Source organism: Lysinibacillus sp. UGB7, assembly GCF_049058285.1.
In the GTDB taxonomy this organism is placed as follows: Bacteria; Bacillota; Bacilli; order Bacillales_A; family Planococcaceae; genus Lysinibacillus; species Lysinibacillus sphaericus_B.
The window spans coordinates 108,866-123,393 of the sequence record NZ_JBMGUV010000016.1 but is presented as its reverse complement, the minus strand read 5'-3'; the positions used below and the strand labels follow the sequence as shown (position 1 = coordinate 123,393).

Genomic DNA, 14,528 nt, shown 5'->3' with positions numbered 1-14,528 from the left:
TACCGAAGTTCGCTACTAAAAACTTTATTGATTACGTTTTGCTTGTTCAGTTTTCAAGGTTCATGTAAATCATATTGCTATCTCCAAGAGACAACTTCTATATCATAACTCTTGTAAGATTAAATGTCAATATGTTTTTTAAAAGTATTTTTTGGAGCGGGTGATGAGAATCGAACTCACGACATCAGCTTGGAAGGCTGAGGTTTTACCATTAAACTACACCCGCGATATTAAGGATTTTTTATGGCGCGCCCGGCAGGAGTCGAACCCACAACCTTCTGATCCGTAGTCAGACGCTCTATCCAATTGAGCTACGGGCGCATATGTTTGTTAAAATGACTTGGTGCGGCCGAGAGGACTTGAACCTCCACGGGGTTGCCCCCACTAGGCCCTCAACCTAGCGCGTCTGCCGTTCCGCCACGACCGCATTCAATTAGTAACTTTTTTATTATACTATGATAATTTGAAATGTCAAGTCTTTTCCTTAAAAATGATGAGCCATGAAGGACTCGAACCTTCGACCCTCTGATTAAAAGTCAGATGCTCTACCAACTGAGCTAATGGCTCAAAACAAAAAAGAATGGCTGGGGTACCTGGATTCGAACCAGGGCATGACGGAATCAAAATCCGTTGCCTTACCGCTTGGCTATACCCCAATAAATGGCGGTCCCGACCGGGATCGAACCGGCGATCTCCTGCGTGACAGGCAGGCATGTTAACCGCTACACCACGGGACCTTATTTTGTATTATTGTTTTTTCAAAAATGACCCCTACGGGATTCGAACCCGTGTTACCGCCGTGAAAGGGCGGTGTCTTAACCGCTTGACCAAGGGGCCATGGCTCCGAAGGCAGGACTCGAACCTGCGACAACCTGATTAACAGTCAGGTGCTACTACCAACTGAGCTACTTCGGAATAATTAATGTTGATTTGTCGTTGTTATCTTGTCGACTTTTATTATTATAGGGACAACTTAAGGAAACGTCAACCTTTTTCTTAAAGTTTTTTTATTTCATTAGTTTTAGAGGGCCTGCGCACTTACCACAGCAGTATTTTTTAACATTTACTCTAATCTTTCTAATATATAGCTGCTGACATTTTACACATGTATATGTATAAGAAGAGCGCTGTCTCTTCCTCATAGTTGTAGATGTTTGCAATGTTGAGCAAAAGCGAGGTGCATCCACTTTTTTTAATAGCTCTCTAAAATCTTTGTCGCGATGCTGGTAGCCTTTCCCCTCTAAGTGCAAATGATAGTGACATAGCTCGTGACGAACTATGCCTTCTACTTCGCTTACACCATACTGTTCAAACGCCTTAGGATTTATTTCAATATGGTGTGATTGTAATAGATAGCGGCCACCAGTCGATCGTAATCTTGCGTTAAAGTAAGCTTGATGCAGAAAAGGTTTATGAAAACTTTCTAATGAAACACGATTAACAAGCTGTTGTAGTTCCTCATTGTTCATAGCATTCACCTCTATCAACAAGAATACCACACTGCGTAGTATAGACAGTGTGGCTAAAATTTATTACTTTTCAAGTATTTGATCTTTTGGTGGTAGCATCGTTAATGAGATGCGCCCTTTATTTACTTCTATTTGTTCTACCCATACCGTAACAATATCACCTAATGCTACAACTTCTAATGGATGCTTTATACGTTTTTTTTGCAACTTAGAGATGTGAACGAGGCCATCCTGTTTTACACCAATATCAACAAATGCGCCGAAATCAACTACATTTCTAACTGTACCTTGCAACTCCATCCCTACTTGTAAATCTTCCATTTTCAATACATCTGTTTTAAGCAGCGGCTGCGGAAAGGCATCACGTGGATCACGGCTTGGCTTCATTAATGTATCCACTATATCTTGAATTGTAACAATCCCCATGCCTAAATCTTCACTTAGAACTTCCACATTAAGAGTTGCAATCGCTTCTTCTGCCTTCTGAGACCCAATTTCTTTTTTATCTATATGTGCCGCATCTAAAATCTTTTCTGCTAAACTGTAGCTTTCCGGATGAATGCCTGTTCCATCAAAAGGATTTTTAGCTTCTGGTACACGCAGAAAACCTATTGCTTGCTCGTACGTTTTTGCGCCAAGTCGTGGGATTTTTTTCAGCTGTGTTCTTGTAGTAAATTGACCATTTTCCTCACGTACTTTAACAATATTCTCAGCCACTGTTTTTGAGAGGCCTGAGACATATTGAAGTAGGGATGCTGAAGCTGTATTGACGTCTACTCCAACCTGATTTACAGCTGTTTCTACTATAAAAGTTAACGACTCTGTAAGTTTTTTTTGCGAAACATCATGTTGATACTGACCTACACCGACTGCTTTCGGTTCAATTTTCACTAATTCTGATAACGGGTCTTGCAGACGACGTGCAATCGATACAGCACTTCGTTGCTCTACTTGTAAATTTGGAAACTCCGCTCTTGCCACATCCGATGCAGAATAAACTGAAGCACCCGCTTCATTGACAATGACATATGCCACCTCATTATTTACTTCGTTCAGTACATCTGCAATGAACTGCTCAGTTTCCCGAGAAGCTGTACCGTTACCAATAGCAATTATATTAATTGGATACTTTGCTAAAATCGACTTCACGGCTGATTTCGATTTTGCTACATCCGGTTTCGGCGGATGGGGGTAAATGGCTGTTACTTCAAGCATTTTACCTGTTTCATCAACAACGGCTAATTTACAGCCCGTTCGGTAAGCGGGATCTACCCCTAATACATACTTGCCCTTCATCGGTGATTGTAATAACAGATTGCGAAGATTTTCAGAGAATATATGAATTGCCTGTGCTTCTGCCTTTTCCGTTAACTCACTTCGTAATTCACGCTCAATGGATGGTTGGATTAATCGCTTATATGAGTCTTCAATAGCTAATTTAACTTCCGAAATTGCCGGTGATGAGCCTGTTGCTGGAATCCATTCCTTCCACATGATCATAAGCACCCGCTCAATCGGAACATGAATTGAAACTTTTAGAATATCTTCTTTCTCTCCACGATTAATAGCTAAAATTCGGTGAGGAACAATGCGATTGACAGGTTCTTGGTAATCATAATACATTTCAAAAACATTTTTTTCGTCTGTTTCGTTGTTCTTCACAATTGTTACCAGTACGCCCTCTTTCCAAGAAAACATACGTATTTTTTCACGGATACCTGCGTCATCAGCAAAGCGCTCTGCTAAAATATCACGTGCACCTGTTAAAGCTTCTTCTGCTGATGCAACATTTTCCTCGTCTACAAAATCCTTTGCTAAAAGCGTTACATCTTCACTACGGAACTCTAATAAAATATCCGCTAACGGTTCTAGTCCTTTTTCCTTCGCAATTGTCGCTTTAGTACGTCGTTTTTGTTTGTAAGGACGATAAAGATCCTCTACACGTTGTAAAACAGTCGCTATTTGAATAGCCTTTTCTAATTCTGGCGTCAGTTTATCTTGCTCCTGAATTAAACGAATAACTTCCTCTTTACGTTGCTCGAGTTGCTGTATGTAGTGATAACGATCCTCTACAGATTTAATTTGCACCTCATCAAGAGAGCCTGTAGCTTCTTTTCGATAACGCGCGATGAATGGAACGGTATTTCCTTCATCCAATAATTTAATAACCGCCTCCGCTTGGCCGGGTTTAATAGCTACATCTTTTGCAATGAGCTGTAACATATGCTTTTGTTCCACATCATCACTACCTTTTTCTTTTCATTTTACCATTACATACTAATAAACATGCAAAAAATAGCCCCCTCTTAAGTAGAGTAGACAGCTTCTTTAAAATATATAAGGCGTTTATTGCTACTGGATAGAGGAATCCGATAGTAATAAACGCCTCAAGTGATGTTTAGAGCGACACACTGCCACTAGACAGAATAGCCTCCTGTAATTTCTTAATTGCTTGCCTTTGTATTCTTGATACATGCATTTGAGAAATCCCTAATCGTTCTCCAGCTTCTTTTTGACTAAGTTGTTCTAAATATGTAAGCTGAATGATTTGTTTTTCTCGTTCGTTTAAAACATCCATAGCATCTGACACAATCATTCTTCTATTGGTCATTTCATAGCCAACATCTTCTTTACCCATAATATCAAATAGCGTTACGGTACTTCCATCAGCGTCAGATTCTATTGAACGGTCCATAGAAAGTGCTTGGTAACTGCGACTCATCTCCATAGCCTCTAAAACTTCCTCTTCTCTAACCTCTAATCTGTCCGCGATTTCCTTAATAGAAGGAGACCGTTGCAATTCCATTGTCAGTGCTTCTACGGTTGATTTAATGCGTGGTCCTAATTCTTTAATTCGTCTTGGCACATGCACATCCCATGTTTTATCACGTAAAAAGCGCTTGATTTCCCCTACAATAGTTGGAACAGCAAACGCTTCAAAACTCCGGCCAAAATCTGGATCAAAACGTCTAATGGCACCTAATAACCCAAGCATCCCTACTTGAACGATATCATCAAAATAAGATTTACCATGTGAATATTTCCGCGCAATGGACTCTACCAAATACCGGTAATGAATCACTAAATTTGTCTGCGCTTCATCATCCTCAGTTGCTTGGTACAGTACAATCCACCTTAATACATCTTCCTTTGATGAAGATTTATGTAGTGATTCTTTCTCCATTTTTTCCCACCTGCTCTCTAGCGACATACTTTGTCATGAAAACAGTTACGCCACCATCGTTATTAATCATCACCTCATCCATCAAAGTTTCCATTAAGTAAAGTCCTAAACCGCCTTCTCTTAGTCCTGCAATACTTTCCCCAGGAAGATATGGGCCAATTTCCGACTTTACCTCCTCAAAATTGAAACTATTGCCGTAATCCGCAACCATCATTTCTATCTTATGTTCATATAAGGCACACCCAATCACGATTTCGCCTTCTTCATCTTCTTTATAAGCATGGTGAACAACATTCGTAACTGCTTCACTTGCTGCGATTTTCAAATCTTCAATATCATCATAATTAAATCCTATCCGACTAGCTAAACCAGAAACTGTTAAACGAATCACACTGACAAATTGCGGCTTTGCAGGAACCCTTACTTCTATATAATCAAATTCCTTCATCAGCTTAATTCCACCTTTTTATCAGTTTCAATATCCATCAATTCACTTAAGCCTGTTATTTCAAATAATCTTTGTAATCTACTTGATAAGCCAACTAGTTTAACTTTACCATCTTCGCGCGTGGCTCTTTTATAAAAAGCTACGAAAATGCCTAGCCCTGTACTATCCATATAATTTACTTTTGATAAATCTAGTTGAATTTCTAATCCTTCAGTTATCTTCACAGCCTCAAGTTTTTCACGTAGTCCTGAAGCTGTAAATGTATCAATCTCACCTTCAACAAATCCATATAATTTTGCACCGTCTTCTTTAAAATGGATCATTACGTCCATACAGCCCACCTCCACCATATTTGTTCGACTCTTCTTCAATTACCCTTATTATAAAATACTAAACATAATTATTTATTTTTTTATAATTACAACTGTAAAATCATCCGATAGTTTAAAGTTTTGTATTCTTTCTATTTTCTTATAAAGAAAATTACATAGTTCCTGTGCAGATTGATGTCGATGCTCGGCAATCAATGATGTGATGATCTCTCGTGAATTTAACTCATTATGTTGTCCTCTAAATTCTGTAACACCATCTGTCATGATTACTACTACATCCTGGTCCTCTAAGGGGATTTCGTTATATGAATACTTGATTTCAGGTAATACACCAAGTAGTAAACCTTTCGCCTCTAAAGAATAAAATGTATTTTCTTTAGCCTTATAGTGCAACGCTGGTTCATGACCTGCAGATGCGTATGAAAAAATGCTATTTTGAATATCCAAGCAACCGTAAAACATGGAAACGAACATGCTATCGTCCACACCTTTTTCAATTACACGATTGATGACCTCTAATACATATGATGGATCTTTATAAGCATAATCAAGCGTCTCAAGTGCATATTTCACCATAGACATACATAATGCAGCAGGAACGCCTTTACCCACAACATCCGTTACGGCCACACAGAGACAATCCTCTCGGTGATGTAAAAAATGTACATAATCACCGTTCATTTTACGAATGGGGATTGAAATCATCCCGATATCAACACTCGACAGTTGTGGTACGACAGTTTTAAGTAATGTTTTTTGAATATTAATTGCGATATTCATTTCTATTTCAAATTCAGCCTGTTTTTGTATTAAGCTTTGATGCTCTCTATGCGCCATCCCATAATGCACCATCACTTCAATGAGAAAATCATATGCAGGACGCACTTCATTTATTCTATCTGGAAAAATCTGCTCTACGGCATTTTTATGAATGCTCACAACATCCTCTGGTGAAACGTTTTTTTGAATTAATTGACGGGTGAAATTTTGACCAATATATAAATTTTCTTCAGTTTGATTGGTCATATAATCTGATAAGATTTTTTTATATTGCTTGTCTAACTCTTTCAAACCTCCACCTCCTAACGTAACCATTTTTCCGTTGTGATGACCGTACCTTGTCCTAGAGTAGATTGGATATCCATGCTATCCATTAACCTTCTAACACCAGGTAAGCCTGCACCTAGTCCACCCGAAGTAGAGTAGCCCTCTTCCATTACTTTTCGAACATCCTTAATGCCTGGACCTTTGTCTGATGCAGTAATAACAATTTTCTTTTCAGCTTCTGTCTCAAAACTTTCAACTTCTATAAACCCAATACTTGCATATAAATATATATTTCTAGCTAATTCACTAATCGCTGTCGTTATTCGAGCCTGATCAACAGTTCCAAATCCAAGTGCCTTCGCCTCATTGCGCCCTAGTTGTCTTGCCGCAACTATATCCCACTCTGTAATAATTTCAACCGAAGACTTTAATGTCACTGTTGTCCCTCCAATTCCTTTCGGAGCTCTATTGTTATATTCTCTCCCTTTTAAGCTTAATTACCTTGCCATTTAAACTTAACTAACCGTTTTTTATCGAAAGAGAAATAATATAAGGTATATTCTATGTATATCTCAATAATACCTTTCGACATTTTTTCACAAAAATCTACTTTTATTCTAATGCTTATGTCCATTTTAAATCTATTTATACTATTTTTGAAGTACATTCAATTCAAGGTGAAGTAGACTTTGAGAATAGAAATGTAAAAAGCACCTAGATGAAGAAATCATCCAGATGCTCTATACATATATGTATATCAAAATTTGACAAGTCCCAAACTAATCATCAATGCACCATCTACCTTTTCCATCACCGCATGATCAAGCTGCGTAATACGATCTGTCAGTCTAGACTTATCAATTGTACGCACTTGTTCGAGCAAAATGACCGAATCACGTTCAAAACCATACTTTTCAGCATTTATTTCAACGTGCGTCGGTAGCTTTGCCTTTTGAATCTGAGCAGTAATTGCTGCGATGATGACAGTCGGACTAAATCGATTGCCAATATCATTTTGAATTATTAACACCGGCCTAGTACCACCTTGCTCGGAACCGACTACCGGCGATAAATCTGCAAAAAAAACGTCACCACGTTTTACATTCAAAGTGTCATCCCCCGCTAACGAGACGCTCCACTGTATGTTGTGCTTCATATTCTGCATGCAAGCATTCACTTGCAATCATCAGATTAATATGAGACATCTCAACATATCCTTTCATCATAGCTTCCCGTATTTGATTTGGTTGCTCCTGCATTAAATTTTTGCGCGACAAAATCTGCGCAAAAGATTCACCTTCAATTACTTCCTTTGTTTGTAGAAATAATCTGTCTTGAACAGCAATTGTAGCTTCTCTTAACTTTTTCTCGTACACAGCAAGCACCTCCAACGGAACCATCACTTTTCATTACTTCTCATTCTACCATTGAAAGATATTGTTGAAAAGACACGAAATGACAAAATATCTGACAATTTGAAGTATATGTTGTAAAATCCATGTAGGTTGTCGAAGGAAAATGTGTCGTTAAATATATATTTTAGGAACTCTTGCTGTTATAATGCATGGTATTTCATAATTTATGGTTTCAAGCTTTACTGCCCATTCATTCATTGAAATAACTTCTTGCCCTTGACGACCAATGAGCGTTACTTTCTCCCCTATAGCATATGCTTTTGGTAGGGCAACCATACATTGATCCATGCAAATTCGTCCAACTATCGGTGTTCTTTGGCCACCTATTATCACTTCTTGTCCAGCTAGTTTACGAATTACCCCATCCGCATAGCCTACAGGAATTGTACCTACCCACATATCTGTAGGGGCAAGAAACGTTGCCCCATAACCAATTGACTCACCTGCACTTACTTGCTTTACATGTACAAGCTCACTCTCAAGTGAAAAAGCTGGACTCAATGGAAATGGTAAAATTCCTTCAACATAAGACGATGGCGACAGTCCATACATTGAAATGCCATAGCGTACCGCATCAAATTGTAAATGTACGTCCTTCACTAATGACGTTGCTGTATTTGAAGCATGTACAAGTCTAGGTTTCTCAGGCAGTAAGGACATAAATTTCTCAAAAAACTGTACCTGGCTATCGAAATATTTCGTCTCCTCATCATCAGCCGTTGCGAAATGCGTAAAAATTCCGTCAAGGTCCACATTATGGGTTAATTGAATCGTATGATATAAATCCAATAATGCTTCCTCAGTACGTATGCCGATTCTTCCCATCCCACTATCTACTTTTATATGTAGGCGTAAAGGATTTACTTCATTAGCAATAAGTGTCGAAACTTGCTGTACCCATTCACTCGCAAATGTAGTAAGTATAATGCGTTGCTTAGCTGCATGTGGTGCAAACGAAACTGGCGAGGCACCTAATACTAGTATGTCTGGTTCTTCAAAATGTGCTCGAATATGTAATGCTTCGTCTGGTGTAGCCACGGCCAGCATAGTTGCGCCTGCTTCCAGCGCTGCTTTTGCAACTGCTACATCCCCATGTCCATACGCATTTGCTTTCACAACTGCGATAACTTGCACATTCGGTTGAAGTAGCTCTTTTAAGTTTCTCACATTTTGTTGAATGGCTTGTAAATCTACAATTGCTTTGGTTGGTCTAAAATGCTGCTGTGTCTTCATTAGAATACCCTCTTTATTTTTTATTAAACCATTATGTAATGCCAAAATACATTTTATTATCCTACATTGCAATAATTTCTATTGAGGTTTTTAATTCACCTAGGTGTTAAAACACCTGAATAGTGTTAATATACAACCTTTTTCATTATAACTGTACTATTTTGCTTAACTAGCTACAGCTTTTTTTACCTGGAAAGCTGTAGCTAGTAAAAAACTACTTCATACTACTTATCGTCATAGAACTAGCAACTTCAATCATTTCTTCACGCGATAATTTACTCGATGCTACAAAGAAGGCAACGCCGTCCTTTTCCCAACTAATAGATGTATCCGTGATAGCACCAATTGTAAAGCCTAAGTCAACTGGATCTCCAGGTGAAGTTACTGGCAACATTGCAGTCTCTTTCATGACTGGTTGTTGCATCACAGTATAGGCCTTATCACCTTCAAATGTTAAGATAACGCGCTCCATACCATCCTCACTAATAGCTTGCTCATCAACCATTGTTGTGTTTTCAAAATTCACAACAGGGTAATGTGTTTGGAATTCTTGATATTCTACTTCCGCGCCCACTGCTTCTTTATCATCTTTTTCTGCTGGTGCGGCTTGCTCGCCTTTCGTTTCATCTGTTTCAGTAAACTGCTCTACGGCATATTCTTTCGCCGCATGCTGTACACCTAGCTTAATATCTTTAAAAGTAATACGAATTTGCTCTTCCTTCACATCGTTCATAATTACTACAGATGTTGGAAGCATTGATTTTTTATCAACGGTTATGACCTGATGAGGCATACTATTTTTATAGCTATTTCTAGTAGCCGCTTCAAATATATATGCTTTGTCTTCCTCTTTCATGACTAAATTTTTATCTTCAGCTAAATCTTCTGCAAGAGCCCCAATCAAATAGGCTTGACTATTCTTCTTTGGCCAATCACTTTGGAACTTATACATTTTGTTCAACGTTGGTGTGACCACAAAGACGCCATCTGCATTGCGCACAATCATTTGCGAAACGTCTTTTCCACTTTCCACTACTTCTACTCGGTAAAAATCAGGCTTTGTATGCCAAACCGTTACATCATACTTTCTCGGTTCACCACCCGATTTAATCTCCATCGTAGCGTCTAATTCATAACCATTTGTCTCTGACCACTTGCCATTAACTTTCTTCAACACTTTTTCCTGTGAGGCTGTACCACATGCCGACAGAAGTAATATCGCACAAATTAAAACGAGCCAAGTAACTAAACGGTTGCCCACGCTTTCACCCTTTCTTCTTTCAAATCCACTACGACAATATATGAACTGTATTTGTCAGTTATGTCTTATGAAGAATAGGCAATATATTTTTATGTTCCCTCATCCTATTTTTTTTTGGCAATAAACGAATAAACAGCCGCCTCTACAATTGGTGAGATAAAGACAATAATAGCTTTTTCGCGTTAGGGCCGCGACTAAATGAAGATAAAGTGTCAGATGGATGTTAGGAATTTTGAATGGAGTTAATGGTGCCAGCACAAATCACAAGCCATTTACACCGAGGCATAATTGGCTACAACAGTAATATTACTTGTGCGGCGGCATATTGCTTAGTATGTGTAATACTGACAAATCCGTTCACAAGTTCTCCTTTGAAATAGAGAACGGGATTACCAGCTTCCCCTCTCAATATCTCAACATCCCGCAGCTCACAATCTTTCCCAATACCTGTACCTAGCGCTTTTGAAAAAGCTTCTTTTGCTGCAAATCGTCCTGCCAAAAATTCTATTTTGCGAGTTTCTGAATGTGTTGAAAATAATGTCTGTTCCCTCTCCGATAAAACGCGATCTTTAAATTTATTTGTTCGTGTCATCACCTTAGTAATGCGCTCGATTTCTACAATGTCGAGACCAATTCCTTTAATCATTTGAACTTCTCCTTTTCTTATTTTCAAAAAGCCATGTATAATAATTGTAAATTGAGGTGGAGCAATGTTTAGTAGAACAGAAAATTTCAAGCAATATACAAAGTATTATCCTGTTGTTTCAGCATTAATAGCAGTCAATCTTATCCTTTATGTATTAACTCTTTTACCTGGTATAGGTACGCTCTTGTGGAACTACGGTGTCCAGGCAAATTTCCTCGTTCAAAACGGTGAATGGTGGCGTGTTCTCTCAGCAATGTTTTTACACGCTGGTTTTATGCATGTACTTTTCAATATGTTTTCACTGTATTTATTTGGGCCAGAGCTTGAAAAGATTGCTGGTAAGGCACGTTTCATTACAATTTACTTAGTCTCCGGTGTTGTCGGTAACATGGCGACCTATATGTTATATGATAGTAGCTATGCGAGTCTTGGCGCAAGCGGTGCTATCTTTGGCATTTTTGGTGCTTTCGGTGCACTTGTGTACTATACTCGCCGCACAATGCCTATGCTACGCAAGGTTATATTACCGATAATCGTCATTAGTGTTATTATGACGTTTTTACAGTCCAATGTGAATGTCTATGCCCATTTAGGTGGTTTAGTAACAGGATTTATTCTCGGTCTTATCTACCTACATCCAAAAAGAATCTTAAGCTGGCGAAAGCAAAAAATGGCAGGTAAATAACTTAAAAAGAGAGTGAGGTCATCCATTTAACCTTCACTCTTTTTATTTATCCACATCCACGTATAATTGTATGGGAGGTTCCCCTTCAGCTATTTGTGGATAAGTTTATAATGCAACTGTCTTTTCTTTAGCTGATTTACTTTTTTTCCATTCTGCTGCGGTTAATCCGTATACAACCTGGTCTACATGATGATCATATAACCATTCCGCATCTCTTAAACGACCTTCTTCATTAAAGCCTAACACTTTTGGTATTGTACGACTTCGAATATTCCCCACCGCCACACGCACTTCAATACGATTCAACTTCAGATAACTGAAAGCATAATCCATAACAGCTTTCATCGAATTGGTAACCAATCCTTTGCCGACAAAATCATTACCTAACCAATAACCTATGCTCGTCCACTTATGCTGCCAATTTATCTGATGATAACCAATCACTCCTGCAAGTTTACCTTCAAAGTAAATCCCAGCTTGTATCCCATTATTACTTGCATATTGTTGCATTGCATTCCGTATAAATTGTTCAGTATCTTTTACCGATTTCACATCATCCACAAATGGTAACCACTCACGCAACGTGTCCCTTGAACGATCCGTCAGTGCAAATAATTCATCCACATCACTTAAATCCAACAATTTCAAATATGTTTTCTCATTAATATCATATTTAAACACGATTACCACCCCTTTTGTTTGATTTATTCTATTATATACGTCATTTCTGTAAAATTATAGATAAAAAAGCTAATCTTCACATTTTACTGTAAGATTAGCTTTCGTTTGTTTCATCAATGCTCATACCAGGATAATATTGTTTCGGCATCCCGTTGTTCCAAACTTGGGACATTACCTGTCATTCCCGTCATTCCTGACATTACCGTTGCTTTAACAGACATAACATTTTTTCTCTTTTGGAAATATGTTTGTGTACACTCAACTGATTGTATACGTTTTTTCTCCATATAAAACGTTATACGACTAAAAATACGATATTGCATGGTAAATTGTTTACCATCAATCATATAGCCCGCAGTTTTATGTTGCCATATACCAAGTAATATCGCGAATGGAATCAGTAGTAATGACAGTAAGCCATAAGGATATAAGAAATAACTACTTGCACCAATTATCGGTATAAGCCATATAAAATCAATTCGGTAAAAAAACGGACGGGCTCGTTTTGGCGACCGTGTAAATTCAGGAAGCCAGTTCATATCCGGAAAAAGTTCAGCTAATATTTGTAGACTGTCATGCTTTTTAATAAGTGGGAACAGTGCAATTTTCTTATCCCCACCTTTTTCACCGTTTCCGCCAGCACTTTCTACAACAACAGTTGCAAAGCCCGTTAACTGACGTACAGGATTTTCAACAAGACGAATTGCTTGAATTCGATTTAAAGGCAGTGTGATACGTTTCTTTTCTAGCAAACCCTTTGTAATAATAAGCTTTTCGTCTTCAATTCGAACCGTATAATCATAATAATTTATAAGTGTAATAATAACGGATACAAACCATGCCACTATCAGAATTAGCATGACGGCTAATGCTATTAAAAATGCACCAACTTTCACAAAGTCTGAAAGCTCATGAAATACTGCATCATATGGAATTATATCTGAAAACTGTGAGACTGCTGCCACAAGCCCCGAAAGCACCACTCCAATTCCACCAGAGGTCGTTGCTAATACCAATAAATCGCGGATTGACATACGATAGATTGTTGGAATCGTCGCTTCTTCCACAGGAGTAGAGTCAAGCGTCTGTTCTACTTCAATCAATTGATGTGCCTGACTCTTTGTTCTACGCATTTCAAGTTCAATCACATCTGCCGCGTCCTTACGTATTGCTGTCAATTCTACCTCCGGCTTACCTCCCTTACTTCCAGCAGTTTCAACTTGCACCTTTACTAAACCAAATAAACGGTGGAAAATGCCCTCATTATAATTTAAACTTTGAATCCGCTCAAATGGAATATAGCGCTTCTTCTTTACAAACAGTCCATATTTCACACGTAATTCGCCATCCTCAAACCAATAGACAAAGGTGCGCCATTTTACAACACCACCTATAAGGGCAAGTACTGCCGCTACACCCCACACACCAAATAGTAAAATCGTTTCAAAAAAATGCTCACTGTGGAAGTTGAATGAAAAATTAAAGCCATTACTAATGATAATAATTGCGACTGGTAAAATCATACTTTTTAATGCTTTTACACTCGTTATAATGGCCGACACAGGGTGTAAACGATAGATTTCATTAGACATCATCTTCCGCCACCCTTGCTAATTCAGAAATACGTGCACGAAGTCCATCTGCCTCATCCATGATAAGTGCAGGGATTGTATGTACAGTAGCCGCCGTGGAAATCGAAATATTGCCGAGATTATATTTTTTTAAAATCGGTCCTTGTGTTGTATCAACATGTTGTACACGCACCATCGGAATAAGTGTACGTTTTACAACAAACAAACCGTGTTGTACTTCGATTTCATGTTCACGCACCTCATAACGCCAACGTTCCCATCTGATTTTTGGAAATAAATAGACAGATAGAATAGCACTCAGTAAAACAACCGCTCCAGCAATGTAATAAATAAATGTTGGCCACTCAAAATAATACGTGCCATAACAAACGAATGCTGCCACAATTATAAGAAACACCGTTTGAAATACGCCATATAGTCGCCATACTGTTAACCCTTTACGAGAAATTTGATGAATTGGTTCAGCTCTCAAAGTCGTTCCTCCTCTTTTATCCAACTATGTATACGTACCCAAATGCCATTTTGTTTCAATTAA

Annotated in this window: 16 protein-coding genes and 8 tRNA genes; 1 reads left to right on the top strand and 23 read right to left on the bottom strand. The window is 38.3% G+C overall.

The annotated features are described in order from the left end of the window. Nucleotides 1-152 precede the first annotated feature (152 nt). From ACOMCU_RS15790 to acpS, 20 genes are all read right to left on the bottom strand, one after another. Nucleotides 153-226 (bottom strand) — tRNA-Gly (locus ACOMCU_RS15790). 18 nt (nucleotides 227-244) lie between these two features. Beyond that, nucleotides 245-321: transfer RNA gene (locus ACOMCU_RS15785), tRNA-Arg, on the bottom strand. A 20-nt stretch (nucleotides 322-341) separates the two neighbouring features. Then, nucleotides 342-427, bottom strand: a tRNA-Leu gene (locus tag ACOMCU_RS15780). 67 nt (nucleotides 428-494) lie between these two features. Beyond that, nucleotides 495-567: transfer RNA gene (locus tag ACOMCU_RS15775), tRNA-Lys, on the bottom strand. 14 nt (nucleotides 568-581) lie between these two features. Then, nucleotides 582-656, bottom strand: a tRNA-Gln gene (locus ACOMCU_RS15770). A 5-nt stretch (nucleotides 657-661) separates the two neighbouring features. Next, nucleotides 662-737, bottom strand: a tRNA-Asp gene (locus ACOMCU_RS15765). A gap of 28 nt (nucleotides 738-765) precedes the next feature. After that, nucleotides 766-837, bottom strand: a tRNA-Glu gene (locus ACOMCU_RS15760). Between the two features lies 1 nt (nucleotide 838). Beyond that, nucleotides 839-915 (bottom strand) — tRNA-Asn (locus ACOMCU_RS15755). A 92-nt stretch (nucleotides 916-1,007) separates the two neighbouring features. After that, nucleotides 1,008-1,469 (bottom strand): SprT family protein, encoded by a 462-nt coding sequence (locus ACOMCU_RS15750; protein ID WP_010860305.1) that lies wholly within the window; start codon nucleotides 1,467-1,469, stop codon nucleotides 1,008-1,010. A 63-nt stretch (nucleotides 1,470-1,532) separates the two neighbouring features. Further along, complete coding sequence (locus ACOMCU_RS15745; protein ID WP_421050623.1) at nucleotides 1,533-3,707, bottom strand: Tex family protein; 2,175 nt, start codon at nucleotides 3,705-3,707, stop codon at nucleotides 1,533-1,535. Nucleotides 3,708-3,867: 160 nt separating this feature from the next. Beyond that, entirely contained in the window at nucleotides 3,868-4,653 is a 786-nt protein-coding gene (gene sigB / locus ACOMCU_RS15740; protein WP_010860307.1) for an RNA polymerase sigma factor SigB, read from the bottom strand. Next, nucleotides 4,631-5,101, bottom strand: coding sequence for an anti-sigma B factor RsbW (gene rsbW / locus ACOMCU_RS15735; RefSeq protein ID WP_010860308.1), 471 nt, complete (start codon nucleotides 5,099-5,101; stop codon nucleotides 4,631-4,633). Before rsbW ends, sigB begins: the two co-directional genes overlap by 23 nt. Beyond that, entirely contained in the window at nucleotides 5,101-5,433 is a 333-nt protein-coding gene (locus ACOMCU_RS15730; RefSeq protein ID WP_010860309.1) for an STAS domain-containing protein, read from the bottom strand. The genes rsbW and ACOMCU_RS15730 overlap by 1 nt, the downstream gene beginning before the upstream one ends. A 72-nt stretch (nucleotides 5,434-5,505) precedes the next feature. After that, the gene (locus ACOMCU_RS15725) at nucleotides 5,506-6,504 is read right to left on the bottom strand and encodes a PP2C family protein-serine/threonine phosphatase (RefSeq protein WP_010860310.1); all 999 of its coding nucleotides are present in this window, start codon (nucleotides 6,502-6,504) and stop codon (nucleotides 5,506-5,508) included. Nucleotides 6,505-6,515: 11 nt separating this feature from the next. After that, nucleotides 6,516-6,917 (bottom strand): anti-sigma regulatory factor, encoded by a 402-nt coding sequence (locus ACOMCU_RS15720; RefSeq protein WP_421050622.1) that lies wholly within the window; start codon nucleotides 6,915-6,917, stop codon nucleotides 6,516-6,518. A 320-nt stretch (nucleotides 6,918-7,237) separates the two neighbouring features. Next, the gene (locus ACOMCU_RS15715) at nucleotides 7,238-7,588 is read right to left on the bottom strand and encodes a type II toxin-antitoxin system PemK/MazF family toxin (protein WP_008177055.1); all 351 of its coding nucleotides are present in this window, start codon (nucleotides 7,586-7,588) and stop codon (nucleotides 7,238-7,240) included. Between the two features lie 4 nt (nucleotides 7,589-7,592). Beyond that, nucleotides 7,593-7,856, bottom strand: coding sequence for a hypothetical protein (locus ACOMCU_RS15710; RefSeq protein WP_010860312.1), 264 nt, complete (start codon nucleotides 7,854-7,856; stop codon nucleotides 7,593-7,595). Nucleotides 7,857-8,006: 150 nt separating this feature from the next. Next, nucleotides 8,007-9,128, bottom strand: a complete 1,122-nt coding sequence (gene alr, locus ACOMCU_RS15705; RefSeq protein ID WP_010860313.1) for an alanine racemase — start codon at nucleotides 9,126-9,128, stop codon at nucleotides 8,007-8,009. 214 nt (nucleotides 9,129-9,342) lie between these two features. After that, nucleotides 9,343-10,389: a LolA family protein gene (locus ACOMCU_RS15700; protein ID WP_010860314.1), complete on the bottom strand. Its 1,047-nt coding sequence runs from the start codon at nucleotides 10,387-10,389 to the stop codon at nucleotides 9,343-9,345. A 292-nt stretch (nucleotides 10,390-10,681) separates the two neighbouring features. Beyond that, nucleotides 10,682-11,035, bottom strand: a complete 354-nt coding sequence (gene acpS / locus ACOMCU_RS15695) for a holo-ACP synthase (RefSeq protein WP_010860315.1) — start codon at nucleotides 11,033-11,035, stop codon at nucleotides 10,682-10,684. A 64-nt stretch (nucleotides 11,036-11,099) separates the two neighbouring features. Between acpS and ACOMCU_RS15690 the strand changes: the two genes are divergently transcribed. Beyond that, nucleotides 11,100-11,720, top strand: a complete 621-nt coding sequence (locus tag ACOMCU_RS15690) for a rhomboid family intramembrane serine protease (RefSeq protein ID WP_421050621.1) — start codon at nucleotides 11,100-11,102, stop codon at nucleotides 11,718-11,720. Nucleotides 11,721-11,825: 105 nt separating this feature from the next. On the opposite strand, the gene ACOMCU_RS15685 is transcribed toward ACOMCU_RS15690, so the two are convergent. The 3 genes from ACOMCU_RS15685 to ACOMCU_RS15675 form a co-directional block, all read right to left on the bottom strand. Continuing rightward, nucleotides 11,826-12,401, bottom strand: coding sequence for a GNAT family N-acetyltransferase (locus ACOMCU_RS15685; RefSeq protein WP_010860317.1), 576 nt, complete (start codon nucleotides 12,399-12,401; stop codon nucleotides 11,826-11,828). A 113-nt stretch (nucleotides 12,402-12,514) separates the two neighbouring features. Then, nucleotides 12,515-13,993, bottom strand: a complete 1,479-nt coding sequence (locus ACOMCU_RS15680; protein WP_010860318.1) for a PH domain-containing protein — start codon at nucleotides 13,991-13,993, stop codon at nucleotides 12,515-12,517. Continuing rightward, a complete protein-coding gene (locus ACOMCU_RS15675; RefSeq protein WP_421050620.1) occupies nucleotides 13,986-14,465 on the bottom strand; it encodes a PH domain-containing protein in 480 nt (159 codons plus the stop codon). The genes ACOMCU_RS15680 and ACOMCU_RS15675 overlap by 8 nt, the downstream gene beginning before the upstream one ends. Nucleotides 14,466-14,528 lie beyond the last annotated feature (63 nt).

What these genes read in the sequence shown, in the direction of transcription:
- ACOMCU_RS15750 (WP_010860305.1), bottom strand. Translation starts at nt 1,469, where the DNA reads ATGAACAATGAGGAACTACAACAGCTTGTTAATCGTGTTTCATTAGAA.
- sigB (WP_010860307.1), bottom strand. Translation starts at nt 4,653, where the DNA reads ATGGAGAAAGAATCACTACATAAATCTTCATCAAAGGAAGATGTATTA.
- rsbW (WP_010860308.1), bottom strand. Translation starts at nt 5,101, where the DNA reads ATGAAGGAATTTGATTATATAGAAGTAAGGGTTCCTGCAAAGCCGCAA.
- ACOMCU_RS15730 (WP_010860309.1), bottom strand. Translation starts at nt 5,433, where the DNA reads ATGGACGTAATGATCCATTTTAAAGAAGACGGTGCAAAATTATATGGA.
- alr (WP_010860313.1), bottom strand. Translation starts at nt 9,128, where the DNA reads ATGAAGACACAGCAGCATTTTAGACCAACCAAAGCAATTGTAGATTTA.
- acpS (WP_010860315.1), bottom strand. Translation starts at nt 11,035, where the DNA reads ATGATTAAAGGAATTGGTCTCGACATTGTAGAAATCGAGCGCATTACT.
- ACOMCU_RS15690 (WP_421050621.1), top strand. Translation starts at nt 11,100, where the DNA reads ATGTTTAGTAGAACAGAAAATTTCAAGCAATATACAAAGTATTATCCT.
- ACOMCU_RS15680 (WP_010860318.1), bottom strand. Translation starts at nt 13,993, where the DNA reads ATGTCTAATGAAATCTATCGTTTACACCCTGTGTCGGCCATTATAACG.